The following is a 20,098-nucleotide window of genomic DNA, read 5'->3' as shown; positions in this document are numbered from 1 at the left end:
TGCCTCCGGCACCATCGGTCGGCAGGCGGCGTAGCTCGCTGACCGACGGCCTGACGGCCGCCGGGTCTCTCGTCGGCGCGGTCGCTGTTCGAACCCCATCAATCCCGCACGAGGCAGAGCAAGGGCGGTGCCTGGATCCAGGTGATGACATGCTCGTGATGTGATCACCCACCCGCGCGAGGCTGCTCGACGCAGCGCCGCCGTGCTCATCGCGATGCTCTGCGCTGCCTGCACGACAGGTCAGCGAGACGCCGAAGCCGAACCTCCGCGAAGCGCGGCGGCCGAACCCGCGCCGGCGACTACATCTGAGCAAAGCCCGAATGATGCGCGCATCATCGTCCCAGACCACTTCATCGGCGCGGGAGTGCGGATCCCCGACGTCGACGCGGGCGCTGTTGTTGTCCAGAGCACGTCAGGCCAGGCGGGGTTCTGCCTCGACCGGCCCGGCCGAGTGACCATCGACGATATTCAGCCCGACATGTCCATGGGCAGCATGCGAGTGGAGGCGTTCGCGCTCGTGCCGCGGAACGCTACCGACGGCGGCAGCCGGATCCCGTTGTCCCGGAAGCCCATCATTTTCGACAGGGCTGTTGACTGCATGCCTGATGATCCGCACGCCAGGAGCCGCGGTGCAGCCATGACCGATCTGCGCGTGCAGGTGCGCAAGATCGGAGAGGAAACAGCAGTCGCCGAGCAACTGATCGTGCGCTACACGTCAGGCGGCCACCCCTATGAGTTCTCGTTCCGCTACGGCATCGCTCTGTGCTCACCGGTTGATGACACAACCAGACATTGCCGGCCCCCTGAATAACCGGCGGCTCCTCCAGCGGGCACGTGATCGTCAGGCCGCGGCTGCGTCTGCGCAGACGGCCGGGCCGACGAATGATGCGACGCGGTGGGGTCAGACGGGGATGGGCTCTTCGGCGCGTACCGCCGAGGCTTCTGCCCGGGCGATGGGCCCGGCGGGCAGCGCGGCGACCGCGGCCCCGACGGCCACCGCCGCCCCCGCGAAGACGAATGCCCACGGCACGCCGCCGGCGCGGTCCACGATCAGGCCGGCCACCGCGCCGCCGGCGGCGCTCGCCGCCACGGCGACCGTGACGACCCAGGTGTACGCCTCGTTCAGCATGCCCGCCGGGGCGATCCGGCCGACCAGGGTGTTCTCCAGGGTCAGCGCCGGCGCGATGGTGGCCCCGCCGACGACAAGCGCGACGCCCAGCGCCAGTGGCGTGGGCATGACGGCGAACACCACGAACGTGCCGGCCAGTGCCCCGAGCAGCAGGGCGAACTGCCTTGTCATGTTCGGCGCCGGACGGCGGACACCGAACCAGAACCCGCCGATCGCGCTGCCGATCCCCCAGACCGCCAGGAGCAGTCCGGCCAGGCTCTCCGGATCGTCGGTGGTGGCGTTGCCGGCGTACGCCGGAACGATCACACCGGCGGCCCCGAACGCGATGCCCAGCCCGGCCACGCAGACCAGCAGGGCCGGAAAGCCGCCGACCCGCAGCGGACCGAGCCCACGGGCGTGGTGTTCGCGCGGGTGCGGGCGCCATCCGCGCATCACCCGACCGAGGGCCACGGCGGTGGTGCCCACCAGGGTGACCACCGCTGCCCCGATCAGCGCCGCGGCCGCGTCGGCGACCAGCACGAAACCGGCCACGAGCAGCGGGCCGAGCACGAACACGATCTCGAAGAGCGAGGTCTCCGCGGCCAGAGCGGTGTTGCGCAGGGCGTACCGGCCGGAGGCGGGGCTGGTCAGCTCGTTCCAGGCGCCGCGGATGGCGGCGGTGAGCGGCGGGTACGTCGCACCGGCGACACCGGCCGTCAGGTAGATGGCGGCGAGTGCGTCGTCACCCGAGCGGCTGGCCAGCAGCAGTCCGGTGAGCGCAAGCGGGTGGGCCACGGCGGTGACCAGCAGCACCGGGCTCGGGCCGACCCGGTCGGCGATCCGCCCGGCCACCGGGCTGAGCGCGGCGCCGGCGACGGCGTAGATGCCGCCGGCGACGGCGGCCAGGGCGTACCGGCCGGTCACCTGCTCGACCACCAGCAGCAGCGCCAGCGGTGTCATGCCGATTCCGAGTCGACCGATGATGCCGGTGACCAGCAGGATCGGCGCACCGGGGATCCGCCAGACACCCAGGTACTGACGCAGCGCGGCCACCGTGAACCTCCCGGGATGTAATGGGTGTGAGCGGTTATGACCCTAACGCCGCAGAGTCTTCGGGCTGTACCGGATATCAGCCCCGACACAGCACTCCGCCCGCACCCGCTGCATCGCGGGTACGGGCGGAGAGCGCAAAGGTCAGCGCTGGAACTGCACCGGTCCGGAGTTGGCGGCCATCCGCTCCAGGCGGGCGACCCGGTCCTCCATCTTCGGGTGGGTGGAGAAGAGCGCGGCCACCGCGCCACCGGAGAACGGGTTGGCGATCATCAGGTGTGCGGTGCTGGTGAGCGTGCCCTGGGCGGGTAGCGGGCGTCGCCGGGCCACGGCGTCGATCTTGCGCAGGGCGCTCGCCAGCGCCAGCGGGTCGCGGCTCAGCTCGGCGCCCGACTGGTCCGCCTGGAACTCGCGGCTGCGGCTGATCGCCAACTGGATCACCGTGGCCGCGATCGGGCCGAGGATCAGGGTCAGCAGCAGGACGGCCGGGTTCGGCGAATCCTCGTCGTCCCCTCCGCCCAGCGGGATGAACCAGGCGATGTTCGCCAGGAAGGTGATGATGCCGGCCAGACCGGCCGCCACGCTGGAGATCAGGATGTCCCGGTTGTAGACGTGGGACAGCTCGTGCCCGATCACACCCCGCAGCTCCCGGTAATCCAGGATCTCGGTGATGCCCTGGGTCACGCAGACCGCCGCGTGCTGCGGGTTACGCCCGGTGGCGAACGCGTTGGGCTGGGCGGTCGGGCTGACGTACAGGCGCGGCATGGGCTGCCGGGCCTCGGTCGCCAGCTCGCGCACCATCCGGTACAGCTCGGGGAACTGCGCCTCGCTGACCGGTTGCGCCCGCATCGAGCGCAGTGCGAGCTTGTCGGAGTAGAAGTAGGAAATGCCGTTCATGACGAGTGAGATGAGGACGGCGATGACCAGGCCGCCACTGCCGCCGAACCCGTAGCCCACCGCAAGGATCAGGGCGGTGAGCAGACCGAGCAGCGCGGCGGTCTTCAGACGGTTGTGGTGCACGATCTCTCCTTCGGTGCACGGATCTCCGGGATCCGCTGACCGGTTCAACAACCCGGTACCCGTCAACCATCCGTCCCAACGCTGAGAGTTGACTGAGACTCAGCGGCCGGCGAGGTCGAGCACCACCTGCGGGGCGACGCCGAGCACCACGGCGGCCACCGTGGCCACCGCCAGCACCACCGCCACCACGCCCCCCGCCGGCACGACCGGAACCACGGCGCCCGGTGTCGCGGTCGGCGACCACAGGCCGGCGGTCACCCGCAGGTAGTAGGCCAACCCGATCACCGCGTTCAGCGCCACCACAAGCGCCAGCCAGGCAGCTCCGCCGTCCAGCAGGGACCGGACCACTGTCACCTTCGCGAACAGGCCGGCCAGGCCCGGCGGCAGCCCGGCCAGACCCACGAGCGCGAGACCGAGCGCCGCGCCCCGCCACGGGTGCCGGCGGGCCGCCCCGCGCAGGTCGTCAAGCGTGCCGCCGTCCGCGCCCGCCGGGCGCAGCGCGGTCACCCCGGCGAACGCGGCCAGCTCCAACACCACGAAGAAGACGGCGTACGCCACAGCGGCGGCGTACGCGGCGGACCGTGCCTCGCCCGTGCGACCGGCGGCCAGCGCCAATGCGCCCAGCGGGGCCAGGATGTAGCCGGCCTGCGCCACCGAGGACCAGGCGAGCAGCCGGACGGTACGCCGCTGGCGCAGCGCCACCAGGTTGCCGACTGTCATCGTGAGCACCGCCAGCAGGGCGAGCACCGGGCCGGTCTGGTCCGCCGGCAGCGCCCGCTGCACCACTGCGAGCAACGCGACGAGGCCGCCCAGCTTCGACGCCGTCGACAGGTACGCGGCCACCGGCAGCGGAGCGCCGTCGTAGGTGGCCGGCGCCCACGCGTGGAACGGCACCGCCGCCACCTTGAAGGCCAGCCCGAGCAGCAGCAACGCCACGGCGGCGGTGGTCAGCGGCAGGTCGCGCAGCTCCGGGCGCTCGGCCAGCAGCGCGCCGAGCCGGTCCAGGTGCAGCGAACCGGTCACCGCGTACAGCAGTGCCGCGCCGAGCAGGGTGATCGTGGTGGCCACCACGCTCACCACGAAGAACGTCACCGCCGCCTCGGCGCTGGCCAGGCTGCCCCGGCGCAGGCCGACGAGCACGTACAGCGGCAGGGTCAGCGTCTCCAACGCCACGATCAGGGTGATCAGGTCGCCGGCCGCGCCGAGCACCACACCGCCGGTCATCGAGCAGGCGAGCAGGAAGGCGTACTCCCCCACCGGCGACCGCCCGGCCCGCAGCGCCGGCACCGACAGCCCGAGAACGCCCAGGGTGAGCAGCGCCACCACCACGGCGACCAGTGCCGCCCGCCCGCCGAAGACCCAGGAGCAGTCGGCGCCGACACAGAACGTGCGCCGCTCGTCACCCGCACCGACCACGGCGGCGCCGACGGCGGTGCCGAGCGCGCCGAGGGCGGCCACCGCGACAGTGGCCCGAGGCCGCGCCAACACAAGATCGACGATCAGCACGAGTACTGCGGTGCCGGCCGCCAGGTACGCCGGCAGCAACGCCACGCTGTCCACGCTCTGCACGGTGCTCATGCGGACCCGCCCTCGTTCGCGTCCACCCACTGCGTCGCGCTCACCGGGAAACCACCTCGATGAGGGCGTCGACGGGAGCCTCGGCGACGCCGAGGACCAGCGCCGGGACCAGCCCGATGGCAAGCGCGAGCAGCACCAGCGGGGCCCACGCGGTCAGCTCCGCGCCGGCCAGGCCGGAACCGACCCGGCCCACCGTGGGGCTCGGCCGCCCGTGGGTGACCTGACGCAACAACCGCAGGAAGTACGCGGCCGTGAGCGCGCCACCGATCGCCGCCAGCACCGCGAGAGTGGTCCACAGCGGGCCGCCCACCTGGATCGCCGCGACCACCGCGAACGCCTCCCCCCAGAAGCCGGCCAGCCCCGGCAGGCCGAGCGACGCGATCGCCGCGAACGCCAGCAGACCGGCCAGCCGGGGCGCGGTCTCCCGCAGCCCGGACAGCTCGGTGAGCGCGCCCGTGCCGGTGCGGTCCTTCACGGCACCGGCGAGGAAGAACAGCAGAGCGGTGATCACGCCGTGCGCGACGTTGCCGATCAGGGCCGCCTGGACGCCTGTGGCGGTAAGCGTGGCGACGCCCAGCAGCACGAAGCCCATGTGGCCCACGCTTGAGTACGCGATGAGCCGCTTCACCTCGGCCTGGGCCAGGCAGACAAGCGAGCCGACCAGGATCGCGGCGACCGCCAGCACGCCGAGCACCGGCGCGGCCCAGCGGGCGCCCTCCGGTGCCACCCCGACCGCCACCCGGATCAGGCCGTACGTACCCATCTTGAGCAGCACGCCCGCCAGCACGACGCTGCCCACGGTCGGGGCCTGCGTGTGCGCGTCGGGCAGCCAGGAGTGCAGCGGCCAGAGCGGGCTCTTCACCGCGAACGCGAGCGCGAGCAGCGTGAACGCCGCCAACTGGGTGCCCCGGGACAGCCCGCCCCCACCGGTAAGCGCGACCACGTCGGCGGTGCCCGCGGCGGCGACCACGACGTACACACCGACCAGCAGCAGCACCGACCCGAACAGGGTGTAGAGCGCGAACTTGCGGGCCGCCCGCCGCCGGTCCGCGCCACCCCAACCGGCGATGATCGCGTACATCGGGAGCAGGACGACCTCGAAGAAGAGGAAGAACAGCACCAGGTCCAGGGCGAGGAACGTACCGAGGATGCCCACCTCGACCACCAGCAGCAGGGCCACCAGCGCCCGGCCGCTGCCGCCGCCCGGCACCCGCCACACCGTGTACGCGCAGCAGAGCAGTGTGAGCAGCGCGGTCAGCACCACAAGCGGCCAGGAGATGCCGTCGACGCCGAGGTGGAAGCGCAGGGCCAGACCGGGCACCCAGGGCAGGTCCACCTGGTGCCAGGGGCGCACCGCAGGCGTACCGGCCGACCAGGCGAACCACCCTCGCCCACCGAACACCAGCGGCACGGCGGCGAGCAGGGTCAGCGCCGCCGCGACGGTACCGACGATCCGCGCCGCCCGATCCCGAGGAGTCGCCGCCACCGCGACCGCCCCCAGCGCGGGCACCACCAGCACGGCGACAAGCAGAACCTGCCCAAGCGTCATCGGATCGCCTCTGTTCGCGACTGCGGGGCTCGCAAACCCGGCTCACTCCTCGCGCTCACTGGATTACTCCCAGCAGGGCGGCGGCCAGGCCGATCAGCAGGGCGCCGGCCAGCACACCGGCGGCGGCCCGGGGCAGCGCCGCGCGGTGCAGCGCGGCCAGCCCGGCGCCCAGACCGGAGGCGGCCCGGCCGCTGCCCTCGACCGCCCCGTCGACCACCACCTCGTCGCCGCTGCGGGCGAGGCGGGCCAGCGTCCGGACGGGGCGTACGACAAGGGTGTGCTGCACGTCGTCGAGCCGGAACGCGCGGGCGAAGACCGGCCGCAGCGGACCCAGCGCGGTCGCCGGGTCGGCGGCCCTGTCCCGCTGCCAGCCCGCCCAGACCAGGCCCGCTCCGATCGCCAGCAGCGCCAGCGGCAGCAGCAGCGCCGGCCCGACGTGGACCAGGCCGTCCTCCGCACCGGCGACCGGCACGGTGGCGAACCGCAGCCGGTCGGCGAACGCGCCCACGAACCCGCCCAGGCCGAGCAGCGCGGCCGGCACGGCCAACAGCAGCACCGGCCACCGCAACACCGCCGGAGGGTCGTGCGGCGTGACGAGCGGCAGCCGCGGCTCGCCGAAGAAGGCCCGCAGCAGGAGCCGGCCCGCGTACCAGGCGGTGATCGCCACACCGAGCAACCCGGCCAGCCAGACCAGCCACCCCACCCACGACGGCGCCGGCCCGGTGCCCTCCAGCGCGGCCGACTCGGCGACCGTCAACACGCCGTCCTTGCTCCAGAAACCGGCCAGCGGCGGCACACCGGCGAGAGCGCCGAGGCCGATCACCGTGCACCAGAACGTCACAGGCATGCTGCGGCGCAGACCACCCATCTCCGACATCAGCGTGGTGCCCACGGCGTGGATCACCGCGCCGGCGGCGAGGAACAGCAGCGCCTTGAACGCGGCGTGGGTGAGCAGGTGGAACAGCGCCGCCGACGGTGAGCCGACGGCCAGCGCGCCGGTCATGTAGCCGAGCTGGGACACGGTCGACCAGGCCAACACCCGCTTGATGTCGTCCTGGGCGGTGGCGGCGAGCGCCCCGAGCAGGAGGGTGATCGCGCCGAGCACCCCGAGCACTGTCAACGTCACCGGAGCGGCAGTGAACAGCGGGTAGAGGCGGGTCACCGCGTACACCCCGGCGGCCACCATCGTCGCGGCGTGGATCAGCGCGGAGATCGGCGTCGGGCCGGCCATCGCGTCCGGCAGCCAGGTGTGCAGCGGGAACTGCGCGCTCTTTCCGGCCACCCCGGCCAGCAGCAGCAGACCGGCGGCGGTCAGGGTCGCGCCGCTGTGCTCGTGCGCGAGCACGTCGGCGATCCGGAAGCTGCCCGTCGACACGCCGAGCAGCGCGATGCCGAGCAGGAAGCCGACGTCACCCACCCGGGTCACCAGGAACGCCTTCATCGCGGCGGCCGGCGCCCCCGCGAGCCGGCGGTCGTGGGCGATGAGCAGGTACGAGCAGAGGCCCATCACCTCCCAGCCCACCAGCAGCATGATCAGGTCGCCGGAGACCACCACCAGCAGCATCGCACCGGTGAAGAGGCTGATCTGGGCGGCGTACGGCGGGTAGCGGTGGTCGACGTCGACGTCGTCGTGGGGGCCGCGCCGCAGGTAGCCGATCGAGTAGACCTGCACGGCCAGGGCGACAGCGGCGACCGCCACGGCGACCAGCGCGGCGGCGCCGTCCAGGCGGACGCCGAGGGTCACAGTCAGCCCACCGATGTCGACCCAGGTCGTCGACGTCTCGGTCGGACCGTCGACAGTCACCAGCAGGGCGACGGCCAACGCCAGCGCGCCGGCAGCGCCGGCCACGCCGATCGTCACGGCGGCCGTCCGCGCCCGGTCACCGGCGGCCGCGCCGCCCGGGCGACGCGGGGCCGGCGGCAGGAGCAGACCGAGCAGACCCGCGAGCAGCGGTACGGCCGGCAGCGCCGCCCCGAGCAGCCCGGTCACCGGTCCGCCTCCACGTTCTGGCCGACGGGCTGCGCCGACACCGCTGGCTCGGTCAATGCCACGTCGTCCACCGCCACGGTGGACCGCAGGCGGTAGAGCTGCAGGACGATCGCCAGCCCCACCCCGATCTCCGCGGCGGCCAGCACGATGACGAACAGCGCGAACACCTGACCGGAGTGCGGCAGCACCGCGCGGGCAGTGGTGTCCGCGGTGACCAGGATGAGATTGACCGCGTTGAGCATCAGCTCGACAGCCATCAGCACCAGCACGGCGTTGCGTCGACGCAGCACGCCGTACACGCCGAGGCCGAACAGCAGCGCCGCGGTGACGTACGGGATGACGGGCCTCACCGGCGTACCCCGGAATCCGCGCCTGCCGCCCGCGGCGCTGCCGCCGTGCCGTCGCTCTGCGGGGCGGGCCGGCCGATGTCCGGCCGGGACAGCACCACCGCCCCCACCAGGGCGGACAGCAGCAGGACGGAGAGCACCTCGAACGGCAGCACCCAGGACCGGAAGATCTGCTCGCCCAGCCGCTCGGCCGTGCCCGCGCCGGGCAGCGTGACGGTGCTCCAGCGGTAGGCGTCGACGAGCAGGACGCTCAGTCCCAGGCCCGCGCCGCCACCGATCAGCGCGGCGGGCCAGCCCGGCCGGTCCAGGTCGTCGGACGCCCCGATCGGAGCCCGCGTCAACATCACCGCGAACAGCAGCAGCACCACCACCGCGCCGACGTAGATCAGCACCTGCACCCAGGCGACCAGCTCGGCGCCGAGCACCAGATAGTCGCCGGCCAGCGCGCCCAGGCAGACCACCAGGTAGAGCCCGGCCCGCACCAGGTGCTTCGTGGTCACCACCAGCACTCCGGCGCCCACCGCGACCGCGCCCAGGGCGAGCAGCAGCAGATCCGCGCCGGTCACCGCGCCGCCCTTCCGCCGGGGCGGGCCGCGCCTCGGCCCGTCACGACGTGTCCCGCCACGACTCGGGCGATCGCGACGCGGGCCGTCACGACGACGGCAGTCACGACGCGGGGCCCGGGTCGACGTCGGGGCGTACCGCCGGTGGGACGGAACGTGCGGCCTTCTTGGCCGCAGCGGTCTCCTCCTTGGCCGGCTCGCCGTTCGGGTCGTGCGCCGGCGGCGGCGGAACCGTGGCCATCCACTGGCCGAGGTGCTCCTTGTCGTGCAGCAGGTCCTTGATGTCGTACTCGGCGTACTCGAATTCCGGGGACCAGTAGAGCGCGTCGAACGGGCAGACCTCGATGCAGATGCCGCAGTACATGCAGAGCGAGAAGTCGATGTCGAACTTGTCCAGCACGTTGCGCTGGCGGGGGCGGGCGGCGCCGGGCACCGCCACCTCCTCCTTGTGCGAGTCGATGTAGATGCACCAGTCCGGGCACTCACGGGCGCAGAGCATGCAGACCGTGCAGTTCTCCTCGGACAGCGCGATCACCCCGCGCGAGCGGGGCGGCAGCTCGGGGGCGACGTCCGGGTACTGCTGGGTGGTCGAGCGGCTGGTCATCGTCTTGAGGGTGACCGCCAGCCCCTTCACCAGGCCCGCGCCGGGCAGGCCGCGCTCGCTGGCGCCGCCGGCCGGGCCGCCGTGCTCGCTGGGGTCGGTCATGTGGACCATCCTGCCCTGTGGCCCCGGCGCGCGCGACCACCACCCACAGGTCCACGACCCTAGGGTGTCCGTGGGATGCGCAAACCGGCCGGAGGATCGATGACGACCGAACTGGAAACGTTCTGCACTCCGGAGGGCGGCTGGACCACCGGAGATCTCGACAGACTCCCCGACGACAATCGCCGCCGCGAATTGCACGACGGCATTCTGCTCATGCCGCCGCCTCCTCGAACCACGCACCAGAAGCTCACGGCGCGTCTCATGGCCGTGTTGGACGACATGTCACCGGACGGGTACGCCGCCGTCCACGGCGTGGAGGTGCGGCTGAACGACAGACGGACGTTCGTGCCTGACGGGGTGGTCCTCCACGCCGCGAACGACGAAGGGCACCGGCACTGGTACGCCCCGCGCGAGGTCGTGCTCGCCGTCGAGGTCGTCGGCGAGGGCACCGAAACACTCGACCGGGTGTTGAAGCCGGCGCTGTACGCCCAGGCCGGCATCCCGTTCTACTGGCGGATCGAGACCGAGGGTGGCGCGTTGGAGGTCGTCACCTACCGGATCGACGCGGTGAACGAGGTCTACACCGAGACGGGGCGGTGGACGAAATTCGTCGACACCGGCGAGCCGTTCCCGATCAACCTGCCACTCAGTCGGATCACGCCCCGGGTCCGCTGACGACTGTCGGTGGGAGCATCTCGACGCCGAGCTGTTGCAGGAGCTGGAACAGCTCGTTGCAGCTCCACACCTCGACGATCTGGCCGGCCGTGTCGAAGCGCAGGAACGTCGCCCCGGAGTAGCTGACCACCTGCCCGGTCGGGGGCACCGGCCCGAACTGTCCGGCGTGGGTGCCGGCCGCCCGCCAGTGCACGGCCACCCGCTCACCGGCGGCCACCACGTCGACGATCTTGTAGCGCAGGTCCGGGAAGGCCGCCCGTCGCTCGCGGTGCCAGGCCAACGTCGCCTCCGGACCGGTCCCGCCCAGCCCGGGGCACTCCGCGGCGATCAACTCGTGGGCCGACTCCTCCCGGCGGGCGTTCCACACGTCGGCGATGAAGCGCCGGGCCGCCGCCTCCACATCCGTCATGCCGGCAGGGTATCCGGCGTCGCTGAGCGGTAGATCCGTAAGGATGGGGTAGAGACAATGAACCGGACCGGGAGGGTGACGTGGGCGAGGAAACAGGCGGCAAGTACGTCGAGCCGGGTGGCGAGTTCACCCGGGACCAGCGGTACATCGCCACACGGATCACGGCTGACGGCCGGGACGGCTATCCGGTGGAGCCGGGCCGGTACCGGCTGGCGGTCAGCCGGGCCTGCCCGTGGGCCAACCGTCTGATCATCGTGCGGCGGCTGCTCGGCCTGGAGGACGCCATCTCGATGGCGGTGGCCGGCCCGACCCACGACGCGCGGAGCTGGACCTTCGACCTCGACCCGGGTGGCCGGGACCCGGTGCTCGGCATCGAGCGCATCCAGGAGGCGTACTTCAAGCGCTTCCCCGGCTACGAGCGCGGCATCACCGTGCCGGCGATTGTGGACGTGCCCACCGGTCAGGTGGTGACGAACGACTACGCGCAGATGAGCCTCGACCTGTCCACCCAGTGGACCGCGTACCACCGCGAGGGCGCCCCGCAGCTCTACCCGGAGCACTTGCGGCAGCAGATCGACGAGGTCAACGACGTGGTGTTCCGCGACGTCAACAACGGCGTCTACAGGTGCGGGTTCGCGGGCAGCCAGGAGGCGTACGACAAGGCGTACCACCGCCTGTTCGACAGGCTGGACTGGTTGACCGAGCGGCTGACCGACCAGCGGTACCTGGTCGGCGACACCATCACCGAGGCCGACGTGCGGCTGTTCACCACGCTGGTCCGCTTCGACCCGGTCTACCACGGCCACTTCAAGTGCAACAGGCAGAAGCTGAGCGAGATGCCGGTGCTGTGGGCGTACGCCCGGGACCTGTTCCAGACCCCCGGGTTCGGCGACACCATCGACTTCGACCACATCAAGCGGCACTACTACGAGGTGCACCGCGACATCAACCCGACCGGGATCGTGCCGCTCGGCCCCGACCTGTCCAACTGGGTCACCCCGCACGGTCGGGAAGCCCTGGGTGGTCGCCCCTTCGGCGACGGCAGCCCACCCCCACCGCCTGCCGAGCCGGTCGACCCGGCCCACACCCCGCTGCGCTGACCGGGGTGCCTAGAGGGCTACTCGGACGGCTGCCGTGAGGACCAGTTGTGCCAGGGACGCGGGCACCAGGACCAGCCAGCAGAGGCGTTGGAGCTGGTCCTCGCGCAGCCGGGGGTAGGACACCCGCAGCCAGATGATCACGAAGGCCACCGCGAAGATCTTGAGCAGCGTCCAGAGCCAGCCGAGCTGGTCGTCGGCGAACGGGCCCTGCCAGCCGCCGAGGAACAGCACGGTGGTCAGCGCGGCGATCACCACGATGCCGACGTACTCGGCGAGCAGGAAGAACGCGAACCGCAGCCCCGTGTACTCGGTCATGTAGCCGAAGACCAGCTCCGAGTCGGCCACCGGCATGTCGAACGGCGGCCGGCGGATCTCGGCCAGCCCGGCGACGAAGAAGATGATCATCGCGGGGGCCTGCCAGAGCAGCCACCACGGCTGCCACGCCTGCACGATGCCGGACAGGCTGAGCGTGCCCGCCGCCATCGCCACCGAGGCGGCGGCCAGCACCAGCGGCAGCTCGTAGCCGAGTAGCTGGGCGGCCCCGCGCAGCCCGCCGAGCAGGCTGTACTTGTTGGCCGACGCCCACGCCGACATGAGCACCGCCACCACTCCGATGCCGACCACGGCCAGCACGAAGAACAGGCCGATGTCCAACGGTTGCCCGACCAGGTCGTTCGGGCCGAGCGGGATGACCAGCAGCACCAGCAGATAGGGCACCAGCGCCACCGCGGGCGCCAGCCGGAACACCGCCCGGTCCGCCTCGCGTGGGGTGATGTCCTCCTTCTGCACGAACTTGACGCCGTCCGCCACGAGCTGCGCCCAACCGTGGAAGCCACCCGCGTACATCGGGCCGAGGCGACCCTGCATGTGCGCCATCACCTTGTGCTCGGTCTGGCCGACGAGCAGCGGCAGGGTGAGGAACGCGACGACCACGCCGCCCACCCGGAGCACCAGCTCCACCCAGAGCGGCATCAGGCCGTACCCCCGTCGTGGTCGGGCCGGTCATCGCCTGCCGGCGGGTCCGCGACGGGCTCGCCACGGGATGCGGTCGGGTCTGCGCCGGGCGCCTGCTTGTCGGCCGGCGACGGGCCGTCGGCCGTGCCGGCGGCCCGGGGAGTACGCGCCGGACGGGCCCCCGGGGCCGGCCGCGCCTGTCGCTCGACGGCCGGTCGGGCCGGGGTGCCGCCGCGTGGCCCCTCCCCCACGCCGCCCGCGCCGGCAGGGGTCGGCGTCGTTCCCCACTCGCCCGGAGCGGGCACGCCCGGCGGGCGGATCGGTCGACGGCCACCGCCGGCCTCCGACTCGCCCGGCTCCTTCGCGCCCGGCCAGGGCTTCGCCACCCTCGACGCGAGCACGAACTCCTTGCGCAGCGGATGGCCCTCGAACTCCGGGGGCAGCAGCAGCGGTCGCAGCTCTCCGTGGCCGTCGAAGTCGATGCCGAACATCTCGTGTGTCTCCCGCTCGTGCCACGCGGCACCGGGATAGACGTCGACCACCGAGGCCACCGAGGGCGCGTCGCGGGGCACCCGGGTGCGCAGCAGCACGCCGTGCCGGTGCCGCGTCGACCAGAGGTGCGCCACCACGTCGAAGCCCTCGGCCAACTCGTCGACAGCCGAGAGCCAGTCGAAGAAGTCGCAGGCCAGCTCGCTGTCGTCGCGGGCGACGCGGATGGCGGCCGACCAGCTCGTCGGGGGTACGTCGACGGTGGCCCGGGCGAACCGCTGCCCGCCGGAGACCGACGGGGTCGCCTCGACCGGCGCGAGCAGCGCGACCAGCCGAGCGCCGACCTCTTCTCCAGTCATGCCGCTGATCCTAGGGCGTCCGCCCCCCGCCGACCCGGCCCGCGGTCCACGACCGACCCCCGGTGATCTGCCCGCTTTACCGAGCGGCCGGCCCGCCGACGGGGAAGGATGAGGGCGTGCGCGCTGTCACAGTGAAACCAGGGGTCGCCAACTCGCTGAGCCTCGCCGAGGATCAGCCGGAGCCGGCGCCCCAGGAGGGCGCGGTCCTGGTCGAGGCACTGGCCGTGGGGATCTGCGGCACCGATCACGAGATCATCTCCGGTGTGTACGGCGAGGCGCCACCCGGTGCGGACCGCCTGGTCATCGGCCACGAGTCGCTGGGCCGGGTGCTGGAGGACCCGACCGGCACCGTGCAACCCGGCGACCTGGTGGCCGGCATCGTCAGGCATCCGGACCCGGTGCCCTGCCCCAACTGCGCGGTCGGCGAGTGGGACATGTGCCGCAACGGTCTGTACACCGAGCACGGGATCAAGGCGCTGCCCGGGTTCGCGCGGGACCGCTGGCGGATCGAGCCCCAGTTCGCGGTCAAGCTCGACCCGGCGCTGGCCCAGGTCGGCGTGCTGTTGGAGCCGACGAGCGTGGTGGCCAAGGCGTGGGACCACATCGAGCGGATCGGCCACCGGGCCGAGTGGCAGCCGCACACCGTCCTGGTGACCGGCGCCGGGCCGATCGGGCTGCTGGCCGCTCTGCTCGGCACCCAGCGCGGGCTCGCAGTCCACGTGCTGGACCGGGCCACCGACGGGCCCAAGCCGGAGCTGGTCGCCGGGCTCGGCGCCACCTACCACACGGTGCCGGTCAACGACCTGCCCTTCGAGCCGGACGTGGTGATCGAGTGCACCGGCGCGCCCACTGTCGTCCTCGACGTCATGTGCAAGGCGGCACCGAACGGCATCGTCTGCCTGGCCGGGGTTTCCAGCGGCGGCCGGAGCATCGACTTCGACGCCGGGGCGCTCAACCGGGCGCTGGTGCTGGAGAACAACGTGGTCTTCGGCTCGGTGAACGCCAACCGGCGGCACTGGACCATGGCCGCGCAGGCACTCACCCGCGCCGACCAGGTCTGGTTGGAGTCACTGATCACCCGTCGGGTCCCGGTGAACAGGTACGCCGACGCGTACACCGCCGGCCCGGACGACATCAAGGTGGTGCTGGAGTTCGCCTCCTGACCGGCGGTCCGCCGACGTCAGATGCCGGGTAGCTTGCCGTTGCGGAACAGGTCCACGAAGAGCTGGTGGTCCTGGCGGGCGCGAACCCCGTACGCGTGCGCGAAGTCCACCAGGTGGGTGACGAAGCCCGAGGCGTCGGTGTCCACGGCGGCGACGATCGCCTCCTCGGTGGAGTAGTCCACCAGGTCGTGGCTGGACTCGTCGTCGGCGACCGAGTGCATCCGGGCCACCGCCCGACCCAGGTCGGTCAGCACCCCGGTCAGCTCGTCCGGCTCGTTGACGTCGGACCAGTCCAGGTCGGCCGCGTACGGGGAGACCTCGGCGACGAGCTGACCGGCACCGTCCAGCTCGGTGAAGCCCAGCCACGGGTCGGCGTGCGCCTGCAACGCCCGCTGCGACTCGGCGGTCCGGTGACCCTGGTGCTGGAAGTAGCCGCGTACCGAGTCGTCGGTCGAGTAGCGGGCAACCGCCGGGACCTGCGCCTGCTTCATGTAGATCACGACGTCGTTCTCCAGCGCCTGCGTGTGCCCCTCCAGGAGCAGGTTGTACGACGGCAGGCCCGCCGAACCGATACCCACCCCCTTGCGCAGCACCACGTCCTTGATCCGCGTCGCCACCGGGCGCAGCCGAGCCGAGGCGGCGGGCAGGGTGCCCAGGTACTCCTCGAAGGCCGCGACAACCCGGTCCCGGGTCTCCCCGTCGACCTCGAAGACCCCGTCGCCGACGGAGAACCGCCGTTCGTAGTTGTCGACGGTGGTCTGCTCGGCGAGCAGGTCGACCCGCGTGTTGAGGCGGGCCTGCTGGAGCACCCGACGCAGCACGCCGTCGGCGTTCTCCAGGGTGATCGAGCCGATCGCGTCGTCCCCGCCTGCGGCGATCGCCCGCAGCTCGGTCAGGTAGGAGCGGGCGAAGCCGGCCACCAGCTCACCGATCGCCGTGTCGGAGAGCGCCTTGCTGTAGCCCAGCAGCGCGACGCTTGCCGCGAACCGGCGCAGGTCCCAGGTGAACGGCCCGACGTACGCCTCGTCGAAGTCGTTGACGTTGAACACCAACTGTCCGGAGGCGTTCATGTAGGTGCCGAAGTTCTCCGCGTGCAGGTCGCCGTGGATCCACACCCGGCCCGTCCGCTCGTCGAGAAAGCTGTCGTCGGCGAAGTCACCACGCTGGTCGGCGTAGAACAACGCGGCGCTGCCCCGGTAGAAGGCGAACGGCGACGCGGCCATCTTGCGGAACTTACGGCGGAAGGCGGCCGGGTCGATCGCCATCGACGCGCCGAACTCCTCGGTGAGCACGTCGATGATGTGGGCGGACCGCTGGTCCACGGAATTGCTCATAGTGCGCAGGCTAGCCGGGCCCGGCCAGCACCGGGATCAGCTCACGGTGGGTGGGCGTACCGGCGGGGCGGTGAGCGAGTCGACCGAGCGTGGCGCGGCGGCCTCGCGGGGCGGGGCGTCCAGCGGCGCGGCCAGCACGTCCCGCTGGGGCACACCCCCGATGCCGGACTGCTCGGCGGCGATCTTCTCCTGTAGGCGCAGGATGCCGTGCAGCAGCGCCTCCGGGCGCGGCGGGCAGCCGGGCACGTACACGTCGACGGGGATGAGCTGGTCGACGCCCTTGGTCACCGAGTAGGAGTCCCAGTACGGGCCGCCGCAGTTGGAGCACGCGCCGAACGAGATGACGTACTTCGGCTCGGGCATCTGGTCGTAGAGCCGCTTGATGGCCGGGGCCATCTTGTCGGTCACGGTGCCGGAGACGACCATGAGGTCGGCCTGTCGGGGACCGTGCGCGAACGGAATCACGCCCAGCCGGATGAAGTCGTGGCGACCCATGCTGGTGGCGATGAACTCGATCGCGCAGCAGGCCAGCCCGAAGTTGAAGACCCAGAGCGAGTAGCGGCGTCCCCAGTTCAGCACGAACCGGATCGGCTCACCGAGCACTGCCGGTAGCTGCACCTCGGGCCTCCCTCAGCTGTCTCCGAGTCGACAGTCAACCACAGGCACCACTGCGGCAACCGGCGCAACCGATACCCGCGTCAGGGCGTGTGACCGACGTGACCGCGTCGGCGGCACGCGTACGGGGAGGACCAGATGACGGTGATGAGGGAGCCACGGCTCGACGAGCCGCCACCCGAGGGGACCGCGGAGCGGTCGGCGCGCTCGCAGGAGCGCGAGGTGATCGACTTCGACGGGCTCTACCATGCGCACTTCCGGTCGCTGACGCTCCAGCTCGCCGCCTACTGCGGTGACCTGTCGCAGGCACAGGACCTGGTGCAGGAGGCGTTCTGCCGGGCGTTCGCCCGCTGGTCGCGGGTGTCCCGCTACGACGATCCGGTGGCCTGGGTACGTCGGGTCGCCTGGAACCTGGCCACCAGCCGCTGGCGACGGCTGCGGACAGCCCAGTCGTGGCTGCACCGGCAGCGCGAGGAGCACATGCCCGGGCCGGGGCCGGACCGGGTCGCGCTCACCGCCGCCCTGGCCCAGTTGCCGACCACCCAGCGCCGCGCCGTCGTGCTGCACTACCTGGCCGATCTCAGCGTCGTGCAGATCGCGGCGCAGGAGGGAGTGCCGGAAGGAACTGTCAAGTCCTGGCTGCACCGAGGACGGGCAGCCCTGGCGGTCATCCTGGCCACCACAGACGAGGTGAGCGACAATGACTGAGCTCGACGACATCCTGCTCGGCGGCGAGTTCGCCGCGTTCCGCGAGGCGTACGCCCCGGCGGTGCACCCGGCCGGGACGGCCGCGGTGCGGGAGACAGTCCGCCGTCGGCGCCGGCGCACCCTGGTGGTCACCGCGGCGGCCGTGGTGCTCGCCGTGGCGATCCCGGTGGGCGCGAACGCGGCCCTGCACCGGCCGCCCGAGCCCGGACCGGCTCAGACCGTAAGTCCGAGCCCGTCAGAGACGAGCGCCTCGCCCACCCCGTCCACCTCGCCCGCACCGAGCACGGCCAGCCCCACCTCGGCCGCGCCGGACGGCCGGATCACCCGGTCGCAGCTGCTCGCCGCCCGGCTCGCCCTGCCGCGCTGGCCGCAGGGCGCCCCGACGACCTGCCTCACCGACAAAGTCCGGCTCCGCTCCGGGCCGCAGCAGGACTCGGTGGCGACGCTGCTGGGCGAACAGCGCTACGCCGACCTCGACGGCGACGGTGCCACTGAGACGGTCGCCCTGGTCGCCTGCCGCCAAGGCGAGGCCTCGGCCAAGCAGGTGATCGCCTTCGACCGGGACGGGGCCGGTCGCGTGGTGACGATGGGCCGAGTGGTCGGCACCCGGGAGGGGATGGACGACGTCACCGACTTCGCCGTGCAGGCCGGCGGAGAGATCCGGGTGCACGTGGCGGACATCCAGCCCTGCTGCAGCACCCCGCAGTGGGCGCCGCAGCGGCAGTGGCGGACGTACGCCTGGACCGGCGAGCGGTTCGACCAGACCGCCGGGCCGACGAAGTTCGGGGTCGACCCCCGGCTGACCAACCTCACCCTGACGGCCGGTGACCTGATCGTCGGGGCACCGGACGCGAAGGGCAAGCGGGCCGCCACGGTGACCGTCACGGTGGTGAACAAGGGGAGCGTGGACGTGCCCCTGCTCGGGTTCAGCAACTTCTACACCATCGGGGAGGCCGCCGGCGGGGACCTGGCCCGGTGCCGGAAGGTGCGGTCCGACGGGCCGGACGCCTGCGTCCTGGACGGCCTGCCGGCGGGGGGACGGAAGACGTACACCTTCACGTTCCGCTACGAGCCGCTGAGCAGCGACAATCCGCCGAGCCTGCAGGTCATCCACTACGACTCCCAGGAGCGGTGGTGGAGCGATCTGAAGTGGAGTGACAACGAGGTCGAGCTGAAGACGGCCGGCTAGCCGCGCGGCGGTGTGAGATTGGCGACAGACCCGGCCGCAACCATCCATCCACATTGGACGTGTGAACATCATCGGGCGACGGAGATGCCGCCGCCCAGCAACGGGGATCCACGGGAGGACTTCGACATGACTACTCGTACCGCACGGCGGCTGACCGCCCTTGTGCTCGGCCCGGCAGCGGCGCTGCTGGCGTTCACCGCGCCCGCGGCGGCGGCACCTGCCGGCCGCGGCCTCGACGCCGACGTCTCGGTGGGCCGGCTGGTGCTCAACCCGACCGAGCGCGGTTACCAGGGCAACCTGCCCATCACGGTGACGAACCGCGGTACAGCCGACACCTACTTCGGCGTCACGATCGTCGAGCCGGTCGCCGGTTCCATCGGCAACGTGTCGCCGGAGAGCGCATGCGTGTTCCAGGGCCTGCAGGACAACCGCCGGGTCGTCGGCTGCGAGGTGCCCGGTGGCGACCTCAAGCCGGGCGAGCGGCGGTCGTTCACCGTCGCCTTCCAGGTGCTCACCACGCCACGGAAGGTGGCGATGATCGCGACCGGGGGCGAGGTGTCGGTGAACGTCGGCGACGGCAACCCGGCGATTGGTGACACGGAGAGCTTCGCCGCGCGCTTCCGCTCCACCTCGGGTTCGCTGCGCAACCCGGTGCCGTACGTGCAGGACAGCCAGGCGCGGGCGTCGATCAGCACGGCCGCCGGGGCCACCCTGGTGCTGCAGGAGGACGGCAGTTACCTGGGCCGACTGCCGGTGACCGTCCGGTGGGCCGGTGACGCCGCGCACGACCTCCTCTTCGTCGAAGCGACCACGTTGCCGGCCGGCGTGCAGATCTGGGGCACCGACCCGCAGGACCTGCCGAGCTTCTTCACCGAATTCGTCGTCCCGGGCGAGCGCTTCATGGCCGGCGAGGAGCGGAGCTTCGACGTGCTGCTCCGGGCGGAGCCCGGCACCGTCCCGGGTGATCTCGGTGCCGCCACCTTCCAGCTCGACACCCGGTGGGACGGCGACGTGGTGGCCGACGCCAACCCGGGCAACAACACCGCCTCGTTCACCGTGACGGCCAGCTGATTTCAACGCGTCGCCCGCCGAGGGCCCGGGACCGCTTGCGGTCCCGGGCCCTCGGCGTCCTCGGGGGTCGACCGCTGTCGCAGCGGAACCTTCAGGGCCGACCGTTCGTTCGGCGACAACA

At 72.1% G+C, this 20,098-nt stretch carries 20 protein-coding genes; 7 read left to right on the top strand and 13 right to left on the bottom strand.

Annotated features, from left to right (window positions below; translation table 11 throughout):
• Positions 1 to 160: 160 nt before the first annotated feature.
• The gene (locus ACLQ26_RS13815) at positions 161 to 811 is read left to right on the top strand and encodes a hypothetical protein (RefSeq protein ID WP_425744779.1); all 651 of its coding nucleotides are present in this window, start codon (positions 161 to 163) and stop codon (positions 809 to 811) included.
• Positions 812 to 901: 90 nt separating this feature from the next.
• On the opposite strand, the gene ACLQ26_RS13810 is transcribed toward ACLQ26_RS13815, so the two are convergent.
• The 8 genes from ACLQ26_RS13810 to ACLQ26_RS13775 form a co-directional block, all read right to left on the bottom strand.
• Positions 902 to 2,161: an MFS transporter gene (locus tag ACLQ26_RS13810; protein ID WP_425744778.1), complete on the bottom strand. Its 1,260-nt coding sequence runs from the start codon at positions 2,159 to 2,161 to the stop codon at positions 902 to 904.
• Positions 2,162 to 2,302: 141 nt separating this feature from the next.
• Positions 2,303 to 3,178, bottom strand: coding sequence for a zinc metalloprotease HtpX (gene htpX, locus ACLQ26_RS13805; RefSeq protein WP_393302053.1), 876 nt, complete (start codon positions 3,176 to 3,178; stop codon positions 2,303 to 2,305).
• Positions 3,179 to 3,277: 99 nt separating this feature from the next.
• Positions 3,278 to 4,756, bottom strand: a complete 1,479-nt coding sequence (locus ACLQ26_RS13800) for an NADH-quinone oxidoreductase subunit N (RefSeq protein ID WP_425744777.1) — start codon at positions 4,754 to 4,756, stop codon at positions 3,278 to 3,280.
• 40 nt (positions 4,757 to 4,796) lie between these two features.
• On the bottom strand, positions 4,797 to 6,305 hold the full coding sequence (locus tag ACLQ26_RS13795; protein ID WP_425744776.1) for a complex I subunit 4 family protein: 1,509 nt from the start codon (positions 6,303 to 6,305) through the stop codon (positions 4,797 to 4,799).
• A 55-nt stretch (positions 6,306 to 6,360) separates the two neighbouring features.
• Complete coding sequence (locus ACLQ26_RS13790; RefSeq protein WP_425744775.1) at positions 6,361 to 8,295, bottom strand: NADH-quinone oxidoreductase subunit L; 1,935 nt, start codon at positions 8,293 to 8,295, stop codon at positions 6,361 to 6,363.
• Positions 8,292 to 8,645, bottom strand: a complete 354-nt coding sequence (nuoK, locus tag ACLQ26_RS13785; protein WP_425744774.1) for an NADH-quinone oxidoreductase subunit NuoK — start codon at positions 8,643 to 8,645, stop codon at positions 8,292 to 8,294. Before nuoK ends, ACLQ26_RS13790 begins: the two co-directional genes overlap by 4 nt.
• Positions 8,642 to 9,208: an NADH-quinone oxidoreductase subunit J family protein gene (locus tag ACLQ26_RS13780; RefSeq protein ID WP_425744773.1), complete on the bottom strand. Its 567-nt coding sequence runs from the start codon at positions 9,206 to 9,208 to the stop codon at positions 8,642 to 8,644. Before ACLQ26_RS13780 ends, nuoK begins: the two co-directional genes overlap by 4 nt.
• 100 nt (positions 9,209 to 9,308) lie before the next feature.
• Positions 9,309 to 9,920 carry a NuoI/complex I 23 kDa subunit family protein gene (locus ACLQ26_RS13775; protein WP_425744772.1) on the bottom strand — a complete coding sequence of 204 codons (612 nt, stop codon included), beginning with the start codon at positions 9,918 to 9,920 and terminating at the stop codon, positions 9,309 to 9,311.
• 90 nt (positions 9,921 to 10,010) lie between these two features.
• Between ACLQ26_RS13775 and ACLQ26_RS13770 the strand changes: the two genes are divergently transcribed.
• The gene (locus tag ACLQ26_RS13770; RefSeq protein WP_425744771.1) at positions 10,011 to 10,586 is read left to right on the top strand and encodes a Uma2 family endonuclease; all 576 of its coding nucleotides are present in this window, start codon (positions 10,011 to 10,013) and stop codon (positions 10,584 to 10,586) included.
• On the opposite strand, the gene ACLQ26_RS13765 is transcribed toward ACLQ26_RS13770, so the two are convergent.
• Positions 10,567 to 10,995 carry an ester cyclase gene (locus ACLQ26_RS13765; RefSeq protein ID WP_425744770.1) on the bottom strand — a complete coding sequence of 143 codons (429 nt, stop codon included), beginning with the start codon at positions 10,993 to 10,995 and terminating at the stop codon, positions 10,567 to 10,569. The genes ACLQ26_RS13770 and ACLQ26_RS13765 overlap by 20 nt on opposite strands.
• An 80-nt stretch (positions 10,996 to 11,075) precedes the next feature.
• Between ACLQ26_RS13765 and ACLQ26_RS13760 the strand changes: the two genes are divergently transcribed.
• Positions 11,076 to 12,095, top strand: a complete 1,020-nt coding sequence (locus ACLQ26_RS13760) for a glutathione S-transferase family protein (RefSeq protein WP_425744769.1) — start codon at positions 11,076 to 11,078, stop codon at positions 12,093 to 12,095.
• Between the two features lie 9 nt (positions 12,096 to 12,104).
• On the opposite strand, the gene ACLQ26_RS13755 is transcribed toward ACLQ26_RS13760, so the two are convergent.
• Positions 12,105 to 13,067, bottom strand: coding sequence for a complex I subunit 1/NuoH family protein (locus ACLQ26_RS13755; RefSeq protein ID WP_425744768.1), 963 nt, complete (start codon positions 13,065 to 13,067; stop codon positions 12,105 to 12,107).
• Positions 13,067 to 13,897 (bottom strand): NADH-quinone oxidoreductase subunit C, encoded by an 831-nt coding sequence (locus ACLQ26_RS13750; RefSeq protein ID WP_425744767.1) that lies wholly within the window; start codon positions 13,895 to 13,897, stop codon positions 13,067 to 13,069. Before ACLQ26_RS13750 ends, ACLQ26_RS13755 begins: the two co-directional genes overlap by 1 nt.
• 116 nt (positions 13,898 to 14,013) lie before the next feature.
• On the opposite strand from ACLQ26_RS13750, the gene ACLQ26_RS13745 reads away from it, so the two are divergent.
• Entirely contained in the window at positions 14,014 to 15,060 is a 1,047-nt protein-coding gene (locus ACLQ26_RS13745) for a glucose 1-dehydrogenase (RefSeq protein WP_425744766.1), read from the top strand.
• A 17-nt stretch (positions 15,061 to 15,077) separates the two neighbouring features.
• Here ACLQ26_RS13745 and ACLQ26_RS13740 read toward each other — a convergent pair whose 3' ends face one another.
• Both ACLQ26_RS13740 and ACLQ26_RS13735 read right to left on the bottom strand, forming a co-directional pair.
• A complete protein-coding gene (locus ACLQ26_RS13740) occupies positions 15,078 to 16,394 on the bottom strand; it encodes a DUF2252 domain-containing protein (RefSeq protein WP_425744765.1) in 1,317 nt (438 codons plus the stop codon).
• Between the two features lie 36 nt (positions 16,395 to 16,430).
• Positions 16,431 to 17,012, bottom strand: coding sequence for an NADH-quinone oxidoreductase subunit B (locus tag ACLQ26_RS13735; RefSeq protein ID WP_425744764.1), 582 nt, complete (start codon positions 17,010 to 17,012; stop codon positions 16,431 to 16,433).
• Between the two features lie 135 nt (positions 17,013 to 17,147).
• Here ACLQ26_RS13735 and ACLQ26_RS13730 point away from each other — a divergent pair, with 135 nt between their 5' ends.
• From ACLQ26_RS13730 to ACLQ26_RS13720, 3 genes are all read left to right on the top strand, one after another.
• Positions 17,148 to 17,717 carry a SigE family RNA polymerase sigma factor gene (locus ACLQ26_RS13730; RefSeq protein ID WP_425744763.1) on the top strand — a complete coding sequence of 190 codons (570 nt, stop codon included), beginning with the start codon at positions 17,148 to 17,150 and terminating at the stop codon, positions 17,715 to 17,717.
• Positions 17,710 to 18,906 carry a hypothetical protein gene (locus tag ACLQ26_RS13725; RefSeq protein ID WP_425744762.1) on the top strand — a complete coding sequence of 399 codons (1,197 nt, stop codon included), beginning with the start codon at positions 17,710 to 17,712 and terminating at the stop codon, positions 18,904 to 18,906. The genes ACLQ26_RS13730 and ACLQ26_RS13725 overlap by 8 nt, the downstream gene beginning before the upstream one ends.
• Positions 18,907 to 19,032: 126 nt before the next feature.
• Complete coding sequence (locus ACLQ26_RS13720; protein WP_425744761.1) at positions 19,033 to 19,977, top strand: hypothetical protein; 945 nt, start codon at positions 19,033 to 19,035, stop codon at positions 19,975 to 19,977.
• The last annotated feature ends 121 nt before the right edge of the window (positions 19,978 to 20,098 follow it).

The organism is Micromonospora sp. DT43, from assembly GCF_049841645.1.
Taxonomy (GTDB): Bacteria; Actinomycetota; Actinomycetes; order Mycobacteriales; family Micromonosporaceae; genus Micromonospora.
The sequence above is the reverse complement of the archived record's forward strand: the minus strand, read 5'-3'. Positions and strand labels throughout refer to the sequence as shown.